Genomic DNA, 22,635 nt, shown 5'->3' on the forward strand with positions numbered 1-22,635 from the left:
TACTGCCCCCCTTTTTCTACATAATCAAAGAATAATAGCTGGATTTTATCATAAATCAAATAAATACTTTATTTTGAATCATCTTCTTCATTTGTCATACTACAACACCCGCAGGCCCCACAAGGACTTTTGCCTTTAGCAGGTTTAAATTTGCGATAGATGTACCAGACACACAAAACAGCAATTATTATCAATATAAGATTTTGCATATTAGAATCACCCTTTCTCTTGGCTCAATTTCCACTAAACATAGTACGAACCTCGGGGTCTCCAGCCAGCAATTTAACTGCCATCCACCTGGGTAGATGACCAGCAAATCGGTTATCTGCAGCAATCTTATCCTCTAATTCTGTTAAAATATTCTCCATAGTCTCACCATAATCAATCATAAAGTCATTTTGATAGCTTTCTTTATTATTACAGGCATCATAAATAAGCAGTTTTAAGTCATCCTTACCTCTACCTTTTTTTGCCACTGTAGGAAGGACTGAAACCCCTAATTCTTCACTAAGTTTCTCAAGATCAATTTTAAAACCCCTATTTTGGGAAACATCGATCATATTTAAGGCTATAATCATCGGAAGACCCATTTCCAATAATTGAAAAGTCAAATTTAAATGACGTTCCAGATTTGAGGCATCAACAATATTTAAAATCAAATCAGGTTTCTCATCAATCAAAAAATTCCGGGCAACCCTTTCCTCTAAACTATACGAGGTTAAACTATATGTTCCAGGTAAATCAACTAGTTTGATTTTTTGATCCTTATAATTATAAATCCCTATCTTTTTTTCCACTGTAACCCCTGGATAATTGGCAATGAATTGCCTGGCTCCAGTTAACATATTAAAAACCGTTGATTTACCAGAATTAGGTTGACCAGCTACTGCCACAATATACTCTCCTGTGTTTTTCATCAAAGACTCACCTCTATATACCTGGCTTCAGCATGACGAATACTTACATTATATCCTCTGATTTCAAGCTCTACCGGGTCTGTCAATGGGGCATTACGCAACACCTTTATTTTAACACCAGGCATAAAACCCATATCCATTAAGCGCTGTCCATTAGCCCCGGTTAAATGTACATCAATCAGCTTACACTCCTGACCTGGTTTTAACTTATCTAAATTCATTGTTTTATTTTCAACCATAGACATATATATCCCCCTTTATATGTTTTTTCCACCAGTATTCTTTTCGCTATTCCCTGACCAATAGCCAGTGAAGTATCCTTAACTTCGATAAGAAAAGGGCCTGGGTTACCTGGGGCAATAATTTCAATCTCTGAGCCATCACTTAACCCCATATCAGATAGATGCTGAACAAAGCCCCTGCCATATTCTTTGGTATAAACAACCCGGGCCCTTTCACCCTGCTTGAGTTTTACTAATGGTATTACACCAATTTGACTGATCATTAATAACCCCTCCAATTTTTGAATCCTTATTAATTTATTAGTCCAGTTTAAAGCTGAACTGTCTCCTGCTCAATATCTCCTGCAAACTCATTACCAACCCCATCTTGCTTAATAAAACCCATTAGTACCATAGTAATTATTGCTAAGATGTAAAATGAAATCATAGCCTGTAAACCACTGAGTCCTAATAAATTACCACCACTAAAAATAAGAATTGAAATGAATGAACCCAGGATAATCGGATAAAAACCAGCAAATAACATCCACTTAGTACTACCACTTTCTAAACGTACAGCCATTAAGGTAGGTATACAAGGGGGATACATAGCCATAAACAACATTATGGCCAGAGCGTGTAATGGTGTCCAACCCTGTTCCTGCTCAGACATCTTTTCTTCCAGGCTTTCCCCTTGATCTGACTTATAAATACTCCCCAGGGTAGCTACACTACTCTCTTTAGCAGCAAATGAACTAATTAAAGCCATATTTACCCGCCAGTTAAATCCAGCATATTTGGTAATCGGCTCTATCTTATGTGCCAGCAGACCGAGAACACTGTTAATTAATGTCTTATCATTTATCTCAGCCCTGAGCTCTTTTCTACCCCGTTCAAGATAACGATATGCTTTGGCTACTTGCATTGCCTCGCGGTCTCTTGTTAATTCTCCATCTTCCCTATAAACCCCTCTATTGGCAATTTTATAAAAAGCCAGGTTTCTTTCTTTAAATTCGTTATCAATTATTTCTTTTTTCTCTTCACTATCTACCCCTCTTTTAGACAAGGAATAGTCTGCATTATAATTGATGTATTTCTCTAAATTATCTCCAGCAAGTACTGTCCTATAAGGGGAATCCTGACCTATATCTTGATAAAACTTGTCAATCACCTGTTCCATTTGCGCTTGGTAATTAGCCCTTTGTTCCTGATCCAATCCAGGGAAATGTGTTAAAGCAAAAACCAGAGCCATTACAACTATTACGATCGTAACAATCTTTTTAAAGAAAAGCCATAACCTCTCTAGACAGCGTCTGATAACACCCGTTATCGTAGGCAAGTGATAAGGGGGCATTTCTAGAACAAATGGAGCCGGCTCTTTTCTTTTTAAAATCGTAAGCGAAAACAATTTACTAACACTCAAAGCAATGATTAAAGTTATAGTTGCCATAAAAAACATAGTAAATCCCTGATAATCTTTAAAGAACAAACCTATTAATAAGATATACAAAGGGGTTTTGGCCAGGCAATTCATTAAAGGTACAATAAGTATCGTAGCCAATCTAGCCTTCTCATCTTTAATTCCCCTGGTAGCCATAACACCTGGTATCGCACAACCACCGACAAACACCCCACCAAGAACAAGAGGGAAAAGCGATTGCCCGTGAAGTCCGAAATGGCGGAATACCCGGTCCATAATAAAAGTCATCCGCGGTATATAACCAATGTCTTCTAGAACTGCTACCAGGGTAAAAAGAATGGCAAAAATAGGCACATAATTTAGAACAGCCAGAATACCATCCATAACACTTAAAACCAGAGAACGTAATAAAGGATCAAAAAGCAAGCCTTCTGATGGTAAAATAGAGGCTACTAAATCCCTGAAAGATGCCAGAATAGGCCAGGTATAATTGGTAAGTTTATACCCTTGAACAATACTAAGATTATACAATAAATATATTATAGCCAGTAAAACCAGGGGACCAGTAAACCTATTTAACACAATTTTATCAATCTTACTGGTCAATGGACGTTTCTTTTTATTTGTTTTATTAACACATTTTGCAGAAATCTGAATAGCCTTTTGGTAATACTGCTGGGAAATTATCCTTTCCGGATCCCTACCCTCTTTCTCTTTTACTTCCTTTCTCTTTGCTTCAATATAATCCAGGAAATCTTCCTTCATATTAAATCTTCTCCTTTATGCATATCAAATGTTGTCTCATTAATCATGATAAAAACAATAATAAATCAACTAACAATCAAACTATTATCTTTGTATTATTAAGAAAGATGTTTATTTCGGTTAATCAAAACTTGTTTTCTAAATTTATTGCAACAATAAATATTTATTTTAAGGCAGAGAGGGGAAACATTAATCCTCTCTGCAGCATAGCTCTTTTAATTCATGTCATAAGCCTTAATCCACATTACAGCACCAACTTCATGTCCTTTACCATTAATTTCTTCACCCTCCATCAGAGCAGCAAAACCCCACCAGCCTTCTTTAGGAATACCAAAGGTGAAAACACCATTCTCATCAGCTCTGACCACCTGAGTTATATGGGCATCAGATGGGAATTCCTGACCTTCACCTACCAAACCACTAAAAGCAGGTGCATTTAGTCTTTCAACCTCTATTTCGGCATAAGGAACTGGCTCACCATCCATTTTAACTATTCCCTGAAAAACATTACCTGTCCAGAGACCATAAGGTTTATTTAGAGGTACTATTTCCGCTTTTAAGCCCAGTTCAGCATCCCAGTCTGTAGGCATACCCAGATTATTAACTACCACCTTAGTTATCTGTGTAATATAACCATCTTCCATTTTTTCATAATATGGTGCAGGTTCAAGATAAAAAACAAAATCACCGAAGCCCCTGATATTATAAGATGTCTCCCAGGCCTTTCCTCCAAAATATGTAAAGGAATTAAGGGTATCTGTTAAATCCTTTTTTCTACCCTTATTTAAAACAGCAAATGAAACTGGTTTTTCCATATCCATGGTGTGTGAGGCCTCAGCCGGATGAGTAAAAATCAACTGAATATCAATCTCTGAGTCTTCCCCCTCATTAATAAGGTCATCAGATGGTAAAATCATCTGAAAGTGAGCAGAAGCAGTAGAAACCATTCCAAAAGCCATTAAGACCAGCGCCATCATTAAAACTGATAATTTCCTTGCATTTTGCATCATAACATCATTCCCCTTTAAATTTAGTTTACTTACTTTTGACATAATCAATAATTAGCATTAAATTTATCTATTCCAGTAAGGCCTTTTCATCTTCTGTTAAAACAGCACCTTTTTTTACAACTGTATGCCCAGGCCCCGCATTAAAGACAACCAGATAAGAACCTTCTGGTTTGGGGAGATTAAGACTGCTAAAATCATCTAACTGACTTTTAAAGATTATTAATTTGCCTTCTAATAATTCTGCTTCCAGCTTACTAAAATCTGCTACTTTATTACCCTCTATTTTAGCTCCATTTTCTTCAGCTATTTTTAAATATGTATCAGCAAGTTCTTCAAAATTAACACTGTTAAAAATGAACTCAAGGTATTTATCCCTTACAGCAGTATCATTATCAAAGTCTTTGTCTTCTACCAGCAAAATTTCTGTACCAGAAGCAGATGAACCATCGGAAAATCCACCTTCTAAATAAATAGTACCGTCACCATAATCTTCTACATATAACATTGGTGTATGGGCACTAACCGGTACAGCAATTACAATTCCCATGACAAAGAAAAAAGAAAACACAAGTAATTTTTTAAACATTCATTTACACTCCTTTGTTTTAAATATTTTTCCTGACATCATATAATTCCAGCTAGCTATATTCCTAATTTTTCTATATCACCCCCGACTCTAGAAATTATTCATTTTTTCTACACATTATCCAGGCAAGACTTTTAGGCAATCCTAATTTATTGCTAAAAAAATATTTTGTCGCTTAGGCATTCCTAAAAACAAAAACTAGTGAGAATAAATCTCATTTTCAACACAACTTTATTTTATTATTCTTTTCTGCAAGTGTCAAATGATAATTTTGCTTTATTCAGCGAATATAGTCAATTAAACTTAATCAGCTTACTAATCCTCATTAATAATTAATATATATTTTTGAAACATCATCACCTACTATTAAAGTTGATTTTTGCTTGTCTTATTTTGCAATTTCTTGCAATCTTTCTTAGAATAACCCTTTTTATCAAGAAGTGCTCTTGTCTACATGAATATTGCAGAAAGAAAAACCTTACAAATATAATTCAAAGCATTGTTCAATAAGATTTTTTCCAAACAAAAAAACTTGTTTTTCCTTTACTTTTTGAAAACCAAAAGAAGTATATAACTTAGAAGCTACAGCTAATACATCAAAAGTTATAAGAAAAACTCTTTTATAATTACTTTCTTTGCAAAACATAACTGCTTCATTAAGCAAACATTTTCCGATACCATTATTACGATATTGTTCATCTACAAGAACCCATCTAAGACGGCTTCAAAATTTGATTTACCAATTACACCAATAGAACCAATTATTTTTTTTTAAAATTCTGCAATAAATAAATTATCTTTCCCTTGAGTAAATTTTTTATCAAATTGGTAAAGGGAATTTTTAACTTTTTTTCCAAATGTCTTATCAAATCCATATTCACTAAAATATGAGTCATCATGCATACAACTAATTAAATCAAGATCTTCTTTTGTAAAACAAGTTCTCAAATTATAATTTAAATTTTCTTTTTTATACATTTTCATCATCCTTCAATTTAATATTTTTCTTTAGTGTTACTTCAATATATTATTTCCTTTCTTTAATATAAATCAACTAACATTTCAACCCCCATACTATTATCAATCCTTATGCATATAATTCAGTATTAAATTTAATCCCTCTTTCAATTATTGTATAATTATGGATATATTCCTATTAATTATTATACAACATAAAGAAAAAATTGTAAATACTAATTTTACCAAATAGACTTTTATTTTTATTTAACTTGGATTCAGCAAGTATTCTATCAAAATCCAATAGTACTAATACTTTGTTGACAGAACCAAAAAAATTAAGAATTAAATGACTTCCTAAAGTAGCATGAAGACAAGGATCTATAATTTCTCTTGCTGAATTAGCTTTAATTATATCCCTAGGAAAATTCATCTATATCTCTAATACTCTCTTATAATTACTAATCAATCATTTTATATTTTTATACACTAAGAAGCCTACCCCTGTGGGTAGACTTAATATTCAAAATATCAACTAAGAAATATATTGTAAATAAGCAGCTATTTTACATTAACTTAAATATAAAATCACCTTCGGCCATTCCTGAGTCTAATCTACTGGCTATCAAATCACATTTAATCTTTAATAGATAATAAATTGGTCGACTCGTCCCCATGAGTCCTTCCAAATTCCCCTGTCCTTTACTTATAACTATATCTGCCTCTGAAAAAACATTAAGAAACTCTTCACTTGCCCTTTCCATTACTGTCCCTGGGGTGTCACAACCACTGGAAATCAGCTGGCAGAGCTTGTCAATACCAAGCTGTCTAGCTTCTTTTAAGGTCACATCATTTAAAATAGGCTTATCCCTGACAGCATAAATAATTTCTAGCTCAAATTTATCTAACTCCCTAATTAGTAATCTATCAAAAACCGCCTCTCCTGTATTATCAGCAATAATTAAAAGCCTGTCAGCTTTCTCCACTTCTTTTTTAAAATGTTGATAATCACTATATTTAAAGCCATATTCTACCGCCCTGGCAAGATTGCCTGCTATATCTACCTTTAGACTAACTCCTGCATCTATTGAATTCCCCATGGCAGAAATAATCAATGCTGCCAGCAATAGATCCTCAGCATTAACTATATTTTTTTCGACATCAGAGTAGTGATTTAAGGCTAATTTCAAATTTGCCTCTTTAAATTTGTAATAAGGATCTTTTTTTCCACTTACCTCTTTAAGATAATCTTGTATTCTACTGACCAGTACTGGTGCTGACAAATCTGACTCAAGCTCAGGGATCATCCTGGAAAATTCATTTAATATTTCTCTAATAAGTTCTTGATCATCAGTAACCATCCTACTAGCTTCAAGCACCTGTCGATAAATACAGGGTATACAATCAAATTCTAACTGCATTTAATTCCCTCCACTTTACTAATTTAATATAAAACATCTATATAGAAAATAATGCCTTACCAAAGTTAAACATTAAAAACTGAGAGTTTATTATATTCTCTTTTTAATCATATGTCAATAATAATTGGCTGTTGTTTACTATTTTAGTTTAGCTGGCTCAACATTAGCTCTATTTCCCTTAATAGAATTATCATTTATATCCTCTACTACCTTAAATATAATCCCAAAATATCTGAATTTTAACCTTTTTTAAAATCAAAAATATATTATGCAGTAGAAAAAAGCAACTTTTATTGAGAATAAATAAATACAGATAGTCCTGATTAACATTCAACCTTGAATTCATCATAAACCATTGATATAATAAAAGTATCATATAATAAAAAGTAAATCTATGCCATAATATTACGATATAAAAAACCTTGATATTCGTGTTTATGGAATTGCTTTAATATAAAATGATCGAATATCATTATTAGAATTTTGGTCTTTAAAAGATTTTTGGAATATTTTTTGCATTTATTACAGTCTTTTTTTTTGCAAAAATTATTCATACAAGCTATCTATAAAAATATATAAAGGGGGGTAAAAGAAATTAATTGTTCAAATTTCTTAGTATATAGGAAACATACCTATGTATATTTTTATTACTAGTTTCCTGTATTACAAAAGAGGCTGTAACAAAATCAAATATGGAGGTATAATGATGGTAGATAAAGAAATTAAAGGTTTAGATTCAAACGCTTATGAAGCAATACCTGGTGAAGAGTATCAACCTTATATTGCTGCAGAGAAGGTTATGCCGGAATTCACGTTAACTTCTGTTATACTTGGTATAATTATGACTGTTATTTTTGGGGCGGCAAATGCTTATCTCGGTCTTAAAGTAGGGATGACCGTTACAGCTTCCGTTCCTGCAGCTGTCGTTTCTATGGGTGTAATCCGCGGAATACTAAAAAAGAATTCTATTTTAGAAAATAACATGGTGCAAACAATCAGTTCTGCCGGAGAATCAGTGGCTGCTGGTGTTATCTTTACTATTCCTGCTTTAATAATTTGGGGAATGGACCCCAGTATCTTTAAGATGTTTCTGATGGCCCTTTTAGGCGGTATGGTTGGTGTTTTATTTATGATTCCCCTTCGTAAACATTTAATTGTTGGGGAACATGGCAAACTACCATATCCAGAGGGAACTGCCTGTGCAGAGGTTCTGGTAGCTGGGGAAAAAGGTGGTGTAGGTACTAAAACAGTTTTCGCCGGCCTGGGAGCTGGTGCACTATATAAGATTTTAGCTGAAGCAAAAGGCTTTAATATCTGGCCGACAAGTGTAGAATGGTCTATTCCTGGAGTAAAAGGTGCTGCTGTTGGAATGGATGTTTTACCTTCTTTACTTGGTGTAGGTTTTATTATTGGTCCCAAAATTTCTGCTTTGATGCTTTCAGGTGGTATCATGGGGTGGTTGGTATTGATACCAATTATTGCTTTACTTGGAGCTAATTCAGGTACAGTTATATTTCCAGCTGAAGTACCTATCTCTCAATTAGGATTCTGGGGTATCTGGGATAATTATATCAGGTATATTGGAGCTGGTGCTGTTGCCCTTGGTGGTGTAATTAGTCTAATCAAAGCATTACCTACTATCTGGAGTTCATTTAAAGCTGCTCTTTCTGGATTAGCTGAAGATATTAACATTGAAAAGAAACGGACTACTGAAGATCTTTCTATAAAATCGGTTCTTTTGATTGCAGTAGCAATAATCATTTTGATTGCTATCATGCCACAAATTCCAGTAGGTATCTGGGGCGCCATTTTCGTTCTCATTTTTGGTTTTTTCTTTGTAACCGTATCTTCCAGGATTGTTGGTATTGTAGGTAGTTCTTCCAATCCAGCTTCAGGAATGACCATTGCAACCTTGCTCTTTACTACAGCCCTTTTTAAGGCCCTTGGCTGGAGCGGTGAAACAGGCATGGTTGCTGCTTTAAGTGTAGGTGCAATTGTCTGCATTGCTATTGCAGTAGCTGGTGATACATCTCAGGACTTAAAAACAGGTTTTCTTGTCGGAGCTACTCCAAAGAAACAGCAGATAGGTGAAATGCTTGGTGTGCTTATTTCTGCCCTGGCTATAGGCTATGTTCTTCTTTTACTGCATGGTGCCTATACCATTGGTTCAAAGGAATTAGCCGCACCACAGGCCACTTTAATGTCGATGGTTGTGGAGGGTGTTATGAAAGGCACCTTACCCTGGTCACTTATATTCGTTGGTGCTTTTACAGCCCTGATTGTTGAATTATTCGGGATAGGTTCACTACCATTTGCAGTCGGACTTTACCTGCCAATTCATCTTACAACACCTATTATGGTTGGTGGTATAATTAGAGGCATCCTTGACAGACAGAAAGATAAAAATAAAGCAGCTTTTGCACAGAAACGGGAAAGAGGAGTATTATATGCCTCGGGTCTGATTGCTGGAGATGCTGTCATGGGGGTTATCCTTGCTATCTTTGCATATGCTGAAATTAGTTTTGGATTTAAAACAACGGCACTAGGCCCTATCTGGGGTTTAATTTTCTTTGCTCTTGTTGTGATTACACTAATTTATAATTCTATTTTGAGCAAAAATAACTCATTAGAAGACAATACTAATTTATCTGTCTAAAAAGAAATTAATAATGCTGTTCCGGACATTAATTCCGGGACAGTTCATATTATATTTGAGGTGGTTAATAAATGGCTTCCTTAGTTAATAAGAAATTAAAAGGAAATATTTTTGAGATGATACCTGAAAGAAAAGAAAACATAGAATGGAAAAAAGATGAAGATGGTAATATAATATTGATTATAAAAAGAAACAAATGGATAGATAAATTATTGCAAAAGATATTTAATATTCCTAAACAGACCACTCTTGAGTTTGATAAATTAGGTGGTTTTGTCTGGGAAAATATTGATGGTCAGAAAACTATCGGTAAAATTACTGATATATTAAGAAAGCAAGATTTTGAAAAATATTCTCCGGTTGAAGAAAGATTAATTACTTTCATGAGAGTATTAAAGAATAATGGTCTTATTAAATTATATTCAAAAAAAAATAGTAATATTTGAGGTAATTTTTTTGCTAAAAACAATTTTAGGTATTTTATTATTTCTTTTCAGGGACCTTAAAACCTCAGCATTTTTAGCTGAGGTTTTTGTATTTATAGAGAGTATTTGGAGAATCCTGCTTATTTACCCGATTCATAGTGTTCTCCCAGAGCTTGAGGTGGACGCGAACGAACAACTGCTCCAGCCAGTACAATTACAGTTAAAAGATAGGGTAACATTTGAATAATCTCATTGGCTATTCCCAGATTTAGCCCCTGTAACCTCATCTGTACTGCATCGGTAAAGGAAAAGAGAAAACTTGCTCCCAGGCCTCCCAGTGGATTCCACTGACCAAAAGTATTGGCAGCCAGTGCCATGTATCCTCTTCCTGCTGACATATTCATACTAAACCAGTTAAGCTGCCCCAGAGAAAGATAGGCTCCACCAAGACCTGATAAAGCTCCACTTAAAATTACACTAAAATACTGTATCTTCTTAGTATCTATCCCCAGTGTATCAGCGGCTTCCGGATGTTCTCCGGTCATTCTTATCCTTAAACCAAGAGGTGTTTTAAATAACAAAATCCAGCCAGCAACAACTAAAATAAACATAAGATAAACAAGGGGAGATTGGCTACCTAATAATCTATCAATAACAGGAATATCTTTTAGTAATGGTAGTGAAATTTCCCCAAGACCCTTCACAGTTGGTGAACTACCACGACTTCCCCATAAAACCTGCATCAACCAGGTAGTAGCTCCCAGAGCTAGAATATTTAAGCCAACACCTGTTACCACATGATTTGCTTTATATTTAATAGTAAAAATAGCAAAAAGGGCTGCCATTAAACCACCAGCAACAGCGGCTAACAATACCCCTATCCAGGGGTTTCCTGTATAAAATGAACCCAGAACACCAGCAAAAGCACCAGAGAGAATCATACCCTCTAGGCCGATATTAACAATACCTGACCTTTCGGAAAAAGTACCGCCCATGGCCGCCAGGGCCAGCGGTGTAGTCATCCTTATAGCCGCCGCTGTAGTATTAAGACTAAAAATTGAAGTAATGATCTCATTCATTTAAACCAGCCCCTTTCCCTCCAACAGAAAATCTAGTAATAATCTGAATAAAAGCTGGAGCAGCAACAAAGAGTATAACCAATCCCTGAACAATAGTCATCAGGTCCTGTGGAATTTTAGCAAAAAGTTGCATGGACATCCCCCCTGCTTCCAGGGCACCAAATAACAAAGCAGCCGCCAGCACACCCCAGGGTTTATTTCTTCCCAGAACCGCTACAGCAATCCCGGTAAAACCATAGCCAGGAGAAAAATTGGTAATAAAACGGTGTAAAACACCCAGAACCATAGTACTACCTGCCAGACCAGCAATAGCCCCACTTAAGCCCATTGTTATTACTAAAATCCACTCTGCCGAGATACCAGCATATTCAGCAGCAGCAGGATTATATCCTACTGCCTGTAAATCAAAGCCTAAAGAAGTATTTTTTAAGAGATAATCAACAATAAATATTATAAATACACCCAGTATAATAGCCCAGGTCAACCTGGTATATGGAATAAGCTCCTTTAAACCAGCTGATTCTGGAATCATCCTGGTCTGGTCTACTGGACCATCTGCTTTAAAATAATTTTTTAATAAAAAGCTAGTTGCTAGAATACCAATATAATTAAACATAATTGTAGTAATCACCTCATGGGCCCCTGTTTTAGCTTTGAGATAACCAGGGATAATACTCCAGAGTCCTCCAGCCAGAGCTCCACTAACTAGCGAAAGTGGTATCAATATCACTCCGGGCAGAGCAGAAAAAGCAATAGCAACAATAGCAGTTACAAAAGCCCCCCAGTACAGCTGCCCCTCTCCCCCTATATTAAAAAGACCACTTTGAAAGCCAATAGCAACAGCCAGGCCGGTAAAGATCAATGGTGTTGTTTTAAGAAGGGTTTGAGCCAGGTTATAGGAATTTCCAAAGGCACCATAAAAAAGATAATAATAAGCCTGCCAGACATTATGGCCGGAAATATGTATTAAAATTGCTCCAATTATCAGTGCCATCACAATAGCCAGAAAGGAATAAGTCAGATTGGCTAACCAGGAATTCTCTTTCATCTTTGTATATAATTTATTAATTAATGCCATCCTTATTACCCTCCAATCGGTGGCCTGCCATTAATAGACCTAAATCTTCTTCTGAAAATTCTTCTGTTTTTCCTTCAGATACTATTTTCCCTTCATAGATGACTATAATCCGATCACTTAAAGAACGAAGTTCATCTAACTCAGCAGAAATAAGCAAAATACCCTTCCCTTTATCCCTCATCTCCAGAAGAAGGTTATGGATATATTCAATGGCACCTACATCAACCCCCCGGGTGGGTTGTGAGGCTAAAATAAAACCTGGGTTCTGATCTAATTCTCTAGCTATTATTAACTTCTGCTGATTACCCCCGGAGAGATTACCTACCAGGTCTTTACTACTTGAACACCTAATATCAAATTGTTCAATAATTTTATTACTATATTTTTTAATCATATTTTTATTTAGAAAACCCTTTTTAGCAAAAGGAGTAGACCACTCACTACCGAGAATTAAATTTCTTTCTATGTTAAAATTTTCAATTAAACCACGTTTTAAACGGTCAGAAGGAATATAGGCCATCCCTGACCTTCTTTTCTCCTTTGTCTTCAGAGTAGTTATATCTTTGCCACGAAACAATATCTTACCTTGCTCAATTGTTCTAAGCCCCATTAAAGCTTCTTCTAATTCTAATTGGCCATTTCCCTCAACTCCAGCTACACCCAGAATTTCCCCCTGCTCTATGGTAAAACTCACATCAGCCAGGGTAAGATTGCTTTTTTTATTATTTAATGACAATCCCTCTACCTTAAAAATAGGTTTACTATTACCCCGCTTATTTCTAAATACCTTTAAAACTACTTCACGACCAACCATCATCCTGGCTAGTTGATTTGGATTGGTATCAGCAGTATTAACAGTACCTACCTTTTTGCCATTCCTTAAGATAGTAATTCTATCTGAGATTGCTATTGTTTCTTTTAATTTATGGGTAATAAAGATAATTGTCTTGCCAGCTCTTTTTAATTCTCTCATCACATTAAACAGTTCTTTGGTCTCCTGAGGGGTTAAAACAGCAGTTGGTTCATCAAGAATTAATATCTCAGCCTGACGATAAAGCGCCTTTAAGATTTCAACTCTCTGCTGTTCACCTATTGATATATTTTCTATCCTGGCTTCAGGGTCTACCTTTAAATTAAACCTCTGGGATAAATTTTCTACCCTTTGTTTTGCTTCAGTTCTATCAATAAATAATCCATGTTTCGGTTCATCACCGGCAATAATATTTTCAGTTACAGTTAACCGGTCTACCAGCATAAAATGCTGGTGGATCATACCTATCCCCAGCTCAATTGCCTGGCGAGGTTCTTCTATCTCAACCTTTTTACCTTTAATATAAATACTACCACTGTCTTTACTATATAGACCAAACAGGATTTTCATTAAAGTTGTCTTTCCAGCCCCATTTTCCCCAAGAAGACAGTGAACTTCACCTTCCTGAACGGCTAAATTAATCCCCTCATTAGCATATTTTTTACCAAAGGTTTTAGTAATGTTTTTTAGTTCAACAGCATTCATAGCTAATCCCTTCCTTAAGGTTAAATAAATATTAGGGGCAAGGTAGCCTGCCCCTATTAAACCTCTATATCCCTATTTACCATAAAATCATTTTACTCAACAGTATCTGGAATCTCAATCTCTGAGTTAATAACCTTTACCTTAACTTCTTCTACTTTTGCAATTACATCAGCTGGTAATAAACTGTCTGTATAACCCAGTGCACCATCTTTAACACCAAGGACATGGGTTCCTGCAGAGAAACTATCATTAATAACCTCTTCAATAGCAATTAAAACTGTGTTATTAACTAATTTCATACCATTTGTTAAAACATTTTCTGGAGCAAGATAACTCTGATCAGAATCAGCACCGAGGCCATAACAATTTTCTTCTTCAGCTGCCTTGATTACTCCTAATCCTGACCGACCGGCTGCTCCCCAGATAATATCTACACCCTTTTCAATCATTGACAGGGTAAGCTCTTTACCTTTGGCAGGATCAGCCCAACTACCAACATAAGAATGCATAACTTCTACTTCAGGATCAACATATTTAGCTCCTGCTATAAACCCGGCAATGTTAGCATCAATTAAAGGTATCTTCATACCCCCAATAACACCAATCTTTTTAGCTGCATTTATCCTGGGATCATCTGTTTTAGTAGTCATTAAAGCAGAAGCTACTCCCAATAGAAAACCCCTTTCATTTTCCTGGTATACATATGAAGCCACATTAGGTTTATCTACTACCGAATCAATTAGAGCAAATTTCTGCTCCGGGAATCTGGAAGCAACATTAGTTAAGGCATCAGCCTGGTCAAAACCAATAGAAATAATCAAATCATATCTCCTGGAAACAGCAAATTGGGTCAGATATGTTTCATATTCAGCAATAGCAGTCGGTTCAGCCTGCTCAAATTCAATTCTGTATTTTTCTTTGGCCAGCTTCATACCTTCATATGCTGAATCATTAAATGCCTTGTCCCCAAGACCACCAGTTGCAAAAACAATCGCCACTCTTCCTTCAGCCTGGACAGCTCCACTACCAATAAAAACCGACACCAACAAACCTACTAAGACTATACCTAACAAATATTTTTTAAACATTATAAATTCCTCCTCAGATTTTTAGATTAATGAACTATTCTATTCCATACTTGAATCTAGATAACTTAAAAAGGATTCATTTATCCAGATATCATTTACTTCAAAATCAACTACTGGATTATAATCTTCCAACTGTCCTTTAAGTTTCTGGGCTACACTGTCAAGTGCATATGATATAATAGCATATCCATTTATTTTACCCCGTATTTCTGAAACTTTCACAAAACCTGGCAGTGGTGTAGTAGAGGTATATAAAGGTACAAACCAGGAATTTTTTATAAGTCCTGGTTGATTCTCAACCTCTTTTTGGGCATATTTTTGTATTACAGCAGCAAAAGCTTCTTTTTCAGCTAATGATGGAAATTCAATTAATAAGTCATATTCTTTAGCATGTACTATACATTTTTCATCACTAATCGCTGTTGTGTCTACATAAGCCGGCGGCTGCCCCCATTCTTTTAACAAATGAATATATGAAGAGATTCGTCCTTCAACAGCTATCCTGGCATTAAACTCCTCTCTTCTCAGCAGGGAAATAAGTTGAAATAAATGAGGAAAAGAAGAATGACCATAACGTATTGTTTTTGAATAATCCAGCATAGCCCTTTCTGACAGGTCTTTAATAGTATAACCTGTAAATGTCCCATCAGTGATTTCTAACAAACCTTTATTACCAACACTGTACAAATTTCTGGTATCGGTTTGTATAAGATTTTTAGTATGTATTTGACTTAAGATCTTATTAGTTTTTCCATAAACTTTGGGATCCTGTAGCTCAACTGGCAGGTCATATGTAAGACCTAGCCTGTCCATAGCAGTATATATAAGTTTCAATCCATTTATCTTATTAACTATATCATCAGGTTCTGGTTTATGATCTAATCTAGCGAAAATATCAACTATCTTTGCTGCTTGCCAGTATTTACGCATATCATTTGTTTCTTCTAGATAAGTATAAACAAATTCTTGCTGATTAATAGCCTCCAGTAAATAAACTGAAGCCTCATTATAAGTTAAAGTTGCATTTTTGTCTAATGATGCCTTTGTTAATCCTTCATTATAATTTAAAACAATATTAAGCCATTTATTAAATTCAGTTTCTGTCAGCTCTTCTTCATTAATAAATAAATCCTTCTCAATTATTCCTATATCATCGAAATAAACTAATAAGGTTTCCTCAATGATAGAATTAGCTGAAGCAAACACATTAAAAGAAAAGATAAACACTAAAATTAAAATAAGTTTAGTAGTTTTAGTTTGAAAGCGCATTTTCTCACTCCTTAGTTTTTAAATATAAAATTCCTTATGTCTGCTATTTATCTTAAAACCAAAAATAGCCTGCACATGATAAATCCCTTTCTTTCAAAAATGAGGAATTTACCTGTTCAGGCTTTTATCCTTCCGGCGTAGAATTACGTTTTTATGTTAATATAAGACCTCTGCCACTCAGACCAGACCTTTTTATAAGCGGAATCCCAGGTACCTTCCCCGTAGTCCAGTTAATTTACGGTTAACCGGGTAGAAACTCGTGAACCATATCTTCACAATTATACGAGATTTATTTAATTTTACATTGTAATTATAAATCATTGTAATATCTATGTCAATTATTTATCATGATTTAGATCTCTTTTTTCATTTCATAAAAATTCTATAAACTTATTTCTATCCTTTATCACTAGGTAGCCCTCCCTGTGTTAAATACTTTTCATTTCTTCTAGATAGCTTTCTATTTCCTCTCCACTAAGGTATTTTATCTGCCCCTCTTCAACTGGCTGATGACCTTTAGAAATAAAGACTGGTTCCATAGTATCACAATATTTTTGTTTATTTTTCTTTAAATAATCTTTTAGTTCTCCCAGATCTGGATATATCTTAAATGACTTTCTACCTGATTTCTTATCAGTAATTTCATAAATATTACAGCTGCTCCCACTGATAATTTCAGCACATTTCAAATACAACAAAGCATCCTCCAGGCTGCTAAAAGGAAAAAAACACCTGGCTCTCCTCTTCCCTTTTAAATCAATACAAACATGCCGGCCACAGACAGAACAGATATATTGCCGGTGATTTCTAAGACAGTCTTCAGCCCCCCTTAATGGTGTAGCCCTCGACTCTTCACTATAACATTCAGGACATCTCAATTCAATCCCCCCCATATATAATATATAACCAGTATACACAGAAAAACTAAAAAAATCAAGAACATTTGTTCATCGTGTTGTGGAGACGTTTTGTTTGTCATATTAAGTGTTGTAATTACGCAGAATGAAATATTATAAAAGGTGACAATGGAAAGTTCCTCGTGTCATGTACTTCCCTAATGGAAAACATCTGTCTCCTCATAGAAATTAGTCTCTTTATGCCCATCTTGTATAAGCCATGCAAGATCTAACCTTTTCTCAAGAAACATGGGAACAATCCATTTATTTCCTTCTATTTAATATTACCTCAATCATATGAATCTCTCAAAACCTATATAATGGACTAAAGTATATATCCCGGACAATGTGGATAGTTTTTAATAAAAAAAAGTATAGTCCTTTTTAAAAGGAATTATACTTTTAAATGTTTTATATTAACTTTTATTAATCTCACATTCTGTATAGACAAATATTAGTTTTTAATAATATAAAAATAACATTATTTTAAAATTTTATTTTCAATCAACATCACAATCTCTGCTAACTGGTCTTCATACAGTTCTGCTAAATCTTCTTCCCTATTTATTATTCTGGTCAAAACCTCGTCTTCTACAAAAACCGGTTGCTCATATAAATCCGGCCTAAAAACCTCTATTTTAGGAACTGAACCAGTTTTATATCCCTCCACAATGACTAAATCAATCTCCTGGTCTATATATCGACTAACTAATTCTTCTAATACTACTTCTTCTTCAATTTCTTTAACCACTGCTATTTTCTCTTTACAGGTTAATATAACTGTTTCTGCTCCAGCTTGCCTGTGTCTCCAACTATCTTTACCTTCCTTATCTATCTCAAATTTATGGGCATTGTGTTTTATGGTTGCAATTCTATAACCTCTACTTTTCAAGACAGGTATTAGTTTTGTTATAAAAGTTGTTTTTCCCGAATTAGTCCAACCAACTATTGAAACTATAGGTATCATTTTATCCCGCCTTTTTTAGCTATAATTATATAAACATCATTCCCGCGCACAATTAGTTACTTCATTTTTTATAAGTTCAATTGCATGGGACAGTACTGGCAGCACAACTTCAAGGCATTCTTCTACTGCTTTAGGACTACCTGGCAAGTTAATAATTAGTGTTTCTTTTCTTACACCTGATACCCCTCTAGACAACATCGCTTTAGGAGTTTTCTTTAAACTTTCTAATCTTATTGTCTCTGCTATTCCCGGTACTTCCCTATCAATCACTTCTCTGGTAGCTTCCGGAGTAACATCTCTGGGGGCCAACCCTGTACCTCCAGTAGTCAAAATCAAGTTTAAACCTAAATCATCAGTCATCTTGATCAACTCAGCAGCAATCTGCTCCTGATCATCAGGAATAACTTGATAATAATCAACCTGCCCACCATTTTTTGAAATAATTTTCTGTATTAATGGACCACTCTTATCTTCTCGCTGCCCGGCTGCGCCAGTATCACTTAAAGTCAAGATTCCTACCCTAATCATCTAACAACACCTCAATTTTAGTTCCACTTTGTAACTTTCCTCCCTGTAGAACCTTAGCAAAAATACCCCGTTTAGGCATAATGCAATCACCAACTTGATGATAAATATTACAACGGTCATGACATTCTTTTCCAATCTGGGTAACCTCTAATAAGATTTCTTCACCTATCTTTAATTTTGTCCCTATCGGTATATTATATAACTTAAGACCTTTAGTTACTATATTTTCACCAAAAGCACCTAGCTCTAACTCTAACCCCAGGGCCTTCATCTCATCTATATCCTCTTGACCTAATAAACTAATCTGCCGGTGCCAATCTCCAGCATGAGCATCGTCCTCCAGACCATGACCTTCTACTAAATAACCTTCAGCTATCTCCTTTTTGGCCACACCTTTCTTCTCACTCCTACAGACAGCAATAACCTCTCCTTTTAATTCATCAGATAAATAAATTCCACTCTTTCCTCCACTTTTTTTAAGCAATTTTATCTCCCCAATCTCTATTCCTTTATCAACTGCTTTACACATATCATAAATAGTTAGGCCAGCAACTGCCACGGCAGTTAAAGCCTCCATTTCAACCCCTGTCTTGCCAGTTATTTTAACAATTGCAACAATCTCTATAATTGATTCAGCGTCTCTGATATTGAATTTTAGATCTATCCCGCTAATTAATAAAGGATGGCACATAGGAATTAAGTCTGGAGTCCTTTTTACTCCCATGATTCCTGCTACTCTGGCTACTTCTAACACATCCCCCTTGGCCAGTTTATGTTCCTTAATTAGAGCCAGAGTTCCAGGGGCAACCTTAACCTCTCCTTTAGCAATTGCTACCCGTTTAGTCTCTGATTTATCACTAACATCCACCATTCTTGATCTACCTTCTTCATCAAAATGACTTAATCTTTCCATCCTTTACCCTCCTATCTGTGACATATTCTTGCTAAAACAATCTGCTTGATACATTTGATGCTCTTCTGGTTTTCTTTTAATAGCCTTAATAAAGACCTCTTTTAACTTGCTGGTATCTTTACTATCTCTTAAGATGCCCTTCAAATCATACTCCTGGTCACTAGTTAAACAGGGTCGTAACTGTCCGGTTGCTGTCAATCTTAGACGGTTACAACTACTACAAAAATGATTACTGATCGGGGTAATAAACCCAATGGTACCTAAAAACCCTGGTACTTTATAATAAGCTGCTGGTCCATTTCCCTGGCTAAATCTAATGGGTAATAGCTTTTCTTTTCTGCTGATTCTTTCCTTCAATTCATCAATTCCTAAATATCTATCATCCTGTTTAGCACTATTATTACCAGCAGGCATAAATTCAATAAATCTAACATGCAATGAAGCTTCTTTAGTTAAATTAATAAAATCAAATACCTCATTATCATTAATACCTTTCATTAAAACTACATTGATTTTAACTGGTTTTAATCCTAGTTTTAAGGCAGTTTCAATCCCAGAGATAACCTGGTGATGGTTATCAAATCCTGTAATTTTTTTAAATTTATCAGCCTGTAAAGTATCTAAACTAATATTTACCCTATCCAGACCAGCAGCTAATAATCCCTCTGCATATTTCTCCAATAAAATTCCATTTGTCGTTAAAGATATATCTTCAATCTCTGGTATCTTATTTAACATTCTAACCAGTTTAACAATCTGGGGCCTTACCAGAGGCTCTCCCCCTGTCAATCTAATTTTTTTTATCCCCAGCTTTACTCCTGTTTTCACTACTTTAATTATCTCTTCATATCTCAATATTTCAATATGATCTTTAAATTCAACCCCTTCAGGAGGCATACAATAATAACAGCGCAAATTACATCTATCGGTTACAGAAATCCTTAAATAATCTATCTTACGACCACAGGTATCTATAAGTTTACTCATGTTTTATCACCTGACCCGTCTTAGAAGTATCATACCCAGATAATTTATTAACCCTCTCCTTAAACTCATCACTGCGAAGCACCTTTAACAATACCTGAATCCTCTCATCCTCCCAATACTCTCTAGGTATTGCCAGGTCATATCTCTCTTTTGCTATAGGAATAAAATCAAGGTCAAAAGCCTGGGCTGCCGCTAAAATTCCCAGTCCAGTATCTGCTCCTCCACTGGCTATAGCTGCTGCTAAAGTCATATGAGTATACTCTATCCGATCATAGCCATTAATCTGTTCTGGATTAATGCCTTTCTCCTTTAACATATAATCCAGTAATACTCTGGTACCTGCCCCACGCTGACGATTAATAAATAACAGGTCTTCTTTAGCCAGATCTTCAAAACCCTGAATCTTTTTAGAATTATCCTTTCTAAACATTAATCCCTGTTCCCGGTAAACTAGATTAACCAGCATAATCTCTCTATTTTTAAATAAATTCTTCAGATAAGAAAAATTATATTCCCCTGTTTCTGGATCAAGTAAATGAGTCCCTGCCAGATGAGTCTCTCTTCTTTTTAAGGCTGTTAATCCTCCTAAACTGCCTGTAGATTTTGTTATAAAATCAAAGCCTGTTCCCGCCAATTCATCTTTTAATATATCCAGAGTTAAATCATTACTTCCAGCACTTAGTAAAGTTTTTTCTGCTCTAACTCTATCCTTTAATAATTCTACCTCTACCTCTTCCTTACTATTTAATCCCTCACTAAACTCAGAAATAGCCACTAAACCATCAGCTTCTACTAATGAGCCCATTACCCCTGATGATCTAGCTAACGGAGTGGCAACAACTTCACCATCTAGCTCAGACAATTTAACCCTTAAAAACTCTCTAAACCCTAAACTGGAAAGAACCTTACTAACTATTTTAGCTTTTACTTTTCTATCTTCTTCTTCTTCTACTTTTCCTGCTAACTTATAAATCACTGACCGGGCAAATAATCTAAAAGTCAAAGCTGCTGCTACAGGATAACCTGGTACTCCAATTACAGGTGTATTACCTATCCTGGCTAAAATAACCGGTCCACCTGGCTTCATACTAACTCCATGGACAAATACTTCACCTAATTCAGCTAGAATTTGTGCTGTATAATCCTCACTTCCAGCAGAAGAACCAGCTGTAACTACTACTAAATCCATCTCAGCTACTGCTCTACTGACTTCTGCTTTAATTTCCTGATAATTATCAGGAATAATTTTCTTCCTGACAGCTTTTCCACCCCATTTTTGCACAAGTTTAGCTAAAACCTGAGAATTAAATTCAATAATATTACCGGGCTTTAAAGAAGCACCTGGTTCAACCAACTCAGTACCAGTGGGAATAATCTGAACTTGAGGCTGACTATAAACCTTAACTTCAATAACTCCTCCGTCTAATACTAATCCAATATCATAGGGAGATATTTGATGATTAGCAGGTAAAATTAACTCTCCTTTCACTAAGCTTTCTCCTACTGTTCGTACATGCTGCCAGGGAGTAGCTCCTTTTTCAATTTCAACTATCTCTTCACTGATTCTATTTACATCTTCAATCATAATTACAGCATTAAACACTTCAGGAATGGGATCTCCTGTATCGATCATTTGATAATCTTTATCCTTTTCTAACTTAATCGGGTTTTTCTCTGATGCTCCTGCTGTCTTTTCAGCTTTAACAGCAATTCCATCCATGGCCGAAGCATGGTAATGAGGAGCAGAAACCTTAGCTACTATCGGTTCAGCTGTTATTCTATCTAAAGCATCTCTAATATCTATCTTTTCCGTTGCCCTCTTTAACTCTAATGCAGAATACCATTTCTTTTTTGCTTCCTCTACAGATACATTATTTAAATATATATTTCTGGTCATTTTATACCCTCCCATTTAAACCTGAAATCTAGCTTTAAC

22 protein-coding genes, 1 pseudogene and 1 riboswitch are annotated in these 22,635 nt (G+C 35.2%); of the genes and pseudogenes, 2 read left to right on the forward strand and 21 right to left on the reverse strand.

All coding sequences use genetic code 11. From position 1 onward, the window contains the following. Nucleotides 1-68 precede the first annotated feature (68 nt). From GM661_RS13325 to GM661_RS13365, 10 genes and pseudogenes are all read right to left on the reverse strand, one after another. On the reverse strand, nucleotides 69-209 hold the full coding sequence (locus GM661_RS13325) for a FeoB-associated Cys-rich membrane protein (RefSeq protein ID WP_125991050.1): 141 nt from the start codon (nucleotides 207-209) through the stop codon (nucleotides 69-71). A gap of 24 nt (nucleotides 210-233) precedes the next feature. Continuing rightward, nucleotides 234-917, reverse strand: coding sequence for a FeoB small GTPase domain-containing protein (locus GM661_RS13330; protein WP_230867277.1), 684 nt, complete (start codon nucleotides 915-917; stop codon nucleotides 234-236). After that, nucleotides 917-1,162: a FeoA family protein gene (locus tag GM661_RS13335; protein ID WP_230867278.1), complete on the reverse strand. Its 246-nt coding sequence runs from the start codon at nucleotides 1,160-1,162 to the stop codon at nucleotides 917-919. Before GM661_RS13335 ends, GM661_RS13330 begins: the two co-directional genes overlap by 1 nt. Next, nucleotides 1,135-1,422: a FeoA family protein gene (locus GM661_RS13340; protein ID WP_230867279.1), complete on the reverse strand. Its 288-nt coding sequence runs from the start codon at nucleotides 1,420-1,422 to the stop codon at nucleotides 1,135-1,137. Before GM661_RS13340 ends, GM661_RS13335 begins: the two co-directional genes overlap by 28 nt. Nucleotides 1,423-1,469: 47 nt before the next feature. Then, nucleotides 1,470-3,323: a nucleoside recognition domain-containing protein gene (locus tag GM661_RS13345; RefSeq protein ID WP_230867280.1), complete on the reverse strand. Its 1,854-nt coding sequence runs from the start codon at nucleotides 3,321-3,323 to the stop codon at nucleotides 1,470-1,472. 215 nt (nucleotides 3,324-3,538) lie between these two features. Continuing rightward, nucleotides 3,539-4,333, reverse strand: a complete 795-nt coding sequence (locus GM661_RS13350; RefSeq protein WP_230867281.1) for a DUF4198 domain-containing protein — start codon at nucleotides 4,331-4,333, stop codon at nucleotides 3,539-3,541. Between the two features lie 67 nt (nucleotides 4,334-4,400). After that, entirely contained in the window at nucleotides 4,401-4,919 is a 519-nt protein-coding gene (locus GM661_RS13355; RefSeq protein ID WP_230867282.1) for a hypothetical protein, read from the reverse strand. Between the two features lie 478 nt (nucleotides 4,920-5,397). Further along, nucleotides 5,398-5,625: pseudogene (locus tag GM661_RS19230) on the reverse strand (GNAT family N-acetyltransferase); the annotation flags it as partial. A gap of 65 nt (nucleotides 5,626-5,690) precedes the next feature. Then, on the reverse strand, nucleotides 5,691-5,897 hold the full coding sequence (locus tag GM661_RS13360) for a hypothetical protein (RefSeq protein WP_230867283.1): 207 nt from the start codon (nucleotides 5,895-5,897) through the stop codon (nucleotides 5,691-5,693). A 545-nt stretch (nucleotides 5,898-6,442) separates the two neighbouring features. After that, the gene (locus GM661_RS13365) at nucleotides 6,443-7,297 is read right to left on the reverse strand and encodes a damage-control phosphatase ARMT1 family protein (protein ID WP_230867284.1); all 855 of its coding nucleotides are present in this window, start codon (nucleotides 7,295-7,297) and stop codon (nucleotides 6,443-6,445) included. 706 nt (nucleotides 7,298-8,003) lie between these two features. Here GM661_RS13365 and GM661_RS13370 point away from each other — a divergent pair. Next, on the forward strand, nucleotides 8,004-9,953 hold the full coding sequence (locus tag GM661_RS13370; RefSeq protein ID WP_230867285.1) for an OPT family oligopeptide transporter: 1,950 nt from the start codon (nucleotides 8,004-8,006) through the stop codon (nucleotides 9,951-9,953). 71 nt (nucleotides 9,954-10,024) lie between these two features. Next, nucleotides 10,025-10,399, forward strand: a complete 375-nt coding sequence (locus tag GM661_RS13375) for a PqqD family protein (protein WP_230867286.1) — start codon at nucleotides 10,025-10,027, stop codon at nucleotides 10,397-10,399. A gap of 119 nt (nucleotides 10,400-10,518) precedes the next feature. Here the strand turns inward: GM661_RS13375 and GM661_RS13380 are convergent, their stop codons facing one another. The 11 genes from GM661_RS13380 to GM661_RS13430 all read right to left on the reverse strand — a co-directional run bounded on the left by GM661_RS13380 (nucleotide 10,519) and on the right by GM661_RS13430 (nucleotide 22,596). Then, nucleotides 10,519-11,457 (reverse strand): ABC transporter permease, encoded by a 939-nt coding sequence (locus GM661_RS13380; protein ID WP_230867287.1) that lies wholly within the window; start codon nucleotides 11,455-11,457, stop codon nucleotides 10,519-10,521. Beyond that, complete coding sequence (locus GM661_RS13385; RefSeq protein WP_230867288.1) at nucleotides 11,450-12,535, reverse strand: ABC transporter permease; 1,086 nt, start codon at nucleotides 12,533-12,535, stop codon at nucleotides 11,450-11,452. The genes GM661_RS13380 and GM661_RS13385 overlap by 8 nt, the downstream gene beginning before the upstream one ends. Further along, nucleotides 12,522-14,051 carry an ABC transporter ATP-binding protein gene (locus GM661_RS13390; protein WP_230867289.1) on the reverse strand — a complete coding sequence of 510 codons (1,530 nt, stop codon included), beginning with the start codon at nucleotides 14,049-14,051 and terminating at the stop codon, nucleotides 12,522-12,524. The genes GM661_RS13385 and GM661_RS13390 overlap by 14 nt, the downstream gene beginning before the upstream one ends. A gap of 92 nt (nucleotides 14,052-14,143) precedes the next feature. After that, nucleotides 14,144-15,139 carry a BMP family lipoprotein gene (locus GM661_RS13395; RefSeq protein ID WP_230867290.1) on the reverse strand — a complete coding sequence of 332 codons (996 nt, stop codon included), beginning with the start codon at nucleotides 15,137-15,139 and terminating at the stop codon, nucleotides 14,144-14,146. 39 nt (nucleotides 15,140-15,178) lie between these two features. Then, complete coding sequence (locus tag GM661_RS13400; RefSeq protein ID WP_230867291.1) at nucleotides 15,179-16,408, reverse strand: hypothetical protein; 1,230 nt, start codon at nucleotides 16,406-16,408, stop codon at nucleotides 15,179-15,181. A gap of 202 nt (nucleotides 16,409-16,610) precedes the next feature. Further along, nucleotides 16,611-16,714: riboswitch (purine riboswitch) on the reverse strand. A 122-nt stretch (nucleotides 16,715-16,836) separates the two neighbouring features. Next, nucleotides 16,837-17,286, reverse strand: coding sequence for a hypothetical protein (locus GM661_RS13405; protein WP_230867292.1), 450 nt, complete (start codon nucleotides 17,284-17,286; stop codon nucleotides 16,837-16,839). 499 nt (nucleotides 17,287-17,785) lie between these two features. Then, the gene (gene mobB / locus GM661_RS13410) at nucleotides 17,786-18,271 is read right to left on the reverse strand and encodes a molybdopterin-guanine dinucleotide biosynthesis protein B (RefSeq protein WP_230867293.1); all 486 of its coding nucleotides are present in this window, start codon (nucleotides 18,269-18,271) and stop codon (nucleotides 17,786-17,788) included. 36 nt (nucleotides 18,272-18,307) lie between these two features. After that, entirely contained in the window at nucleotides 18,308-18,799 is a 492-nt protein-coding gene (locus GM661_RS13415; RefSeq protein ID WP_230867294.1) for a MogA/MoaB family molybdenum cofactor biosynthesis protein, read from the reverse strand. Continuing rightward, nucleotides 18,792-19,712: a cyclic pyranopterin monophosphate synthase MoaC gene (gene moaC, locus GM661_RS19040; protein WP_330165218.1), complete on the reverse strand. Its 921-nt coding sequence runs from the start codon at nucleotides 19,710-19,712 to the stop codon at nucleotides 18,792-18,794. The genes GM661_RS13415 and moaC overlap by 8 nt, the downstream gene beginning before the upstream one ends. A 3-nt stretch (nucleotides 19,713-19,715) precedes the next feature. After that, nucleotides 19,716-20,699 (reverse strand): GTP 3',8-cyclase MoaA, encoded by a 984-nt coding sequence (moaA, locus tag GM661_RS13425; protein WP_230867295.1) that lies wholly within the window; start codon nucleotides 20,697-20,699, stop codon nucleotides 19,716-19,718. Continuing rightward, complete coding sequence (locus tag GM661_RS13430; protein WP_230867296.1) at nucleotides 20,692-22,596, reverse strand: molybdopterin biosynthesis protein; 1,905 nt, start codon at nucleotides 22,594-22,596, stop codon at nucleotides 20,692-20,694. Before GM661_RS13430 ends, moaA begins: the two co-directional genes overlap by 8 nt. Nucleotides 22,597-22,635: the final 39 nt, after the last annotated feature.

Source organism: Iocasia fonsfrigidae (assembly GCF_017751145.1).
GTDB lineage: Bacteria > Bacillota > Halanaerobiia > Halanaerobiales > DTU029 > Iocasia > Iocasia fonsfrigidae.

What these genes read in the sequence shown, in the direction of transcription:
- GM661_RS13325 (WP_125991050.1), bottom strand. Translation starts at nt 209, where the DNA reads ATGCAAAATCTTATATTGATAATAATTGCTGTTTTGTGTGTCTGGTAC.
- GM661_RS13330 (WP_230867277.1), bottom strand. Translation starts at nt 917, where the DNA reads ATGAAAAACACAGGAGAGTATATTGTGGCAGTAGCTGGTCAACCTAAT.
- GM661_RS13335 (WP_230867278.1), bottom strand. Translation starts at nt 1,162, where the DNA reads ATGTCTATGGTTGAAAATAAAACAATGAATTTAGATAAGTTAAAACCA.
- GM661_RS13340 (WP_230867279.1), bottom strand. Translation starts at nt 1,422, where the DNA reads ATGATCAGTCAAATTGGTGTAATACCATTAGTAAAACTCAAGCAGGGT.
- GM661_RS13345 (WP_230867280.1), bottom strand. Translation starts at nt 3,323, where the DNA reads ATGAAGGAAGATTTCCTGGATTATATTGAAGCAAAGAGAAAGGAAGTA.
- GM661_RS13350 (WP_230867281.1), bottom strand. Translation starts at nt 4,333, where the DNA reads ATGATGCAAAATGCAAGGAAATTATCAGTTTTAATGATGGCGCTGGTC.
- GM661_RS13355 (WP_230867282.1), bottom strand. Translation starts at nt 4,919, where the DNA reads ATGTTTAAAAAATTACTTGTGTTTTCTTTTTTCTTTGTCATGGGAATT.
- GM661_RS13360 (WP_230867283.1), bottom strand. Translation starts at nt 5,897, where the DNA reads ATGTATAAAAAAGAAAATTTAAATTATAATTTGAGAACTTGTTTTACA.
- GM661_RS13365 (WP_230867284.1), bottom strand. Translation starts at nt 7,297, where the DNA reads ATGCAGTTAGAATTTGATTGTATACCCTGTATTTATCGACAGGTGCTT.
- GM661_RS13370 (WP_230867285.1), top strand. Translation starts at nt 8,004, where the DNA reads ATGGTAGATAAAGAAATTAAAGGTTTAGATTCAAACGCTTATGAAGCA.
- GM661_RS13375 (WP_230867286.1), top strand. Translation starts at nt 10,025, where the DNA reads ATGGCTTCCTTAGTTAATAAGAAATTAAAAGGAAATATTTTTGAGATG.
- GM661_RS13380 (WP_230867287.1), bottom strand. Translation starts at nt 11,457, where the DNA reads ATGAATGAGATCATTACTTCAATTTTTAGTCTTAATACTACAGCGGCG.
- GM661_RS13385 (WP_230867288.1), bottom strand. Translation starts at nt 12,535, where the DNA reads ATGGCATTAATTAATAAATTATATACAAAGATGAAAGAGAATTCCTGG.
- GM661_RS13390 (WP_230867289.1), bottom strand. Translation starts at nt 14,051, where the DNA reads ATGAATGCTGTTGAACTAAAAAACATTACTAAAACCTTTGGTAAAAAA.
- GM661_RS13395 (WP_230867290.1), bottom strand. Translation starts at nt 15,139, where the DNA reads ATGTTTAAAAAATATTTGTTAGGTATAGTCTTAGTAGGTTTGTTGGTG.
- GM661_RS13400 (WP_230867291.1), bottom strand. Translation starts at nt 16,408, where the DNA reads ATGCGCTTTCAAACTAAAACTACTAAACTTATTTTAATTTTAGTGTTT.
- mobB (WP_230867293.1), bottom strand. Translation starts at nt 18,271, where the DNA reads ATGATACCTATAGTTTCAATAGTTGGTTGGACTAATTCGGGAAAAACA.
- GM661_RS13415 (WP_230867294.1), bottom strand. Translation starts at nt 18,799, where the DNA reads ATGATTAGGGTAGGAATCTTGACTTTAAGTGATACTGGCGCAGCCGGG.
- moaC (WP_330165218.1), bottom strand. Translation starts at nt 19,712, where the DNA reads ATGGAAAGATTAAGTCATTTTGATGAAGAAGGTAGATCAAGAATGGTG.
- moaA (WP_230867295.1), bottom strand. Translation starts at nt 20,699, where the DNA reads ATGAGTAAACTTATAGATACCTGTGGTCGTAAGATAGATTATTTAAGG.
- GM661_RS13430 (WP_230867296.1), bottom strand. Translation starts at nt 22,596, where the DNA reads ATGACCAGAAATATATATTTAAATAATGTATCTGTAGAGGAAGCAAAA.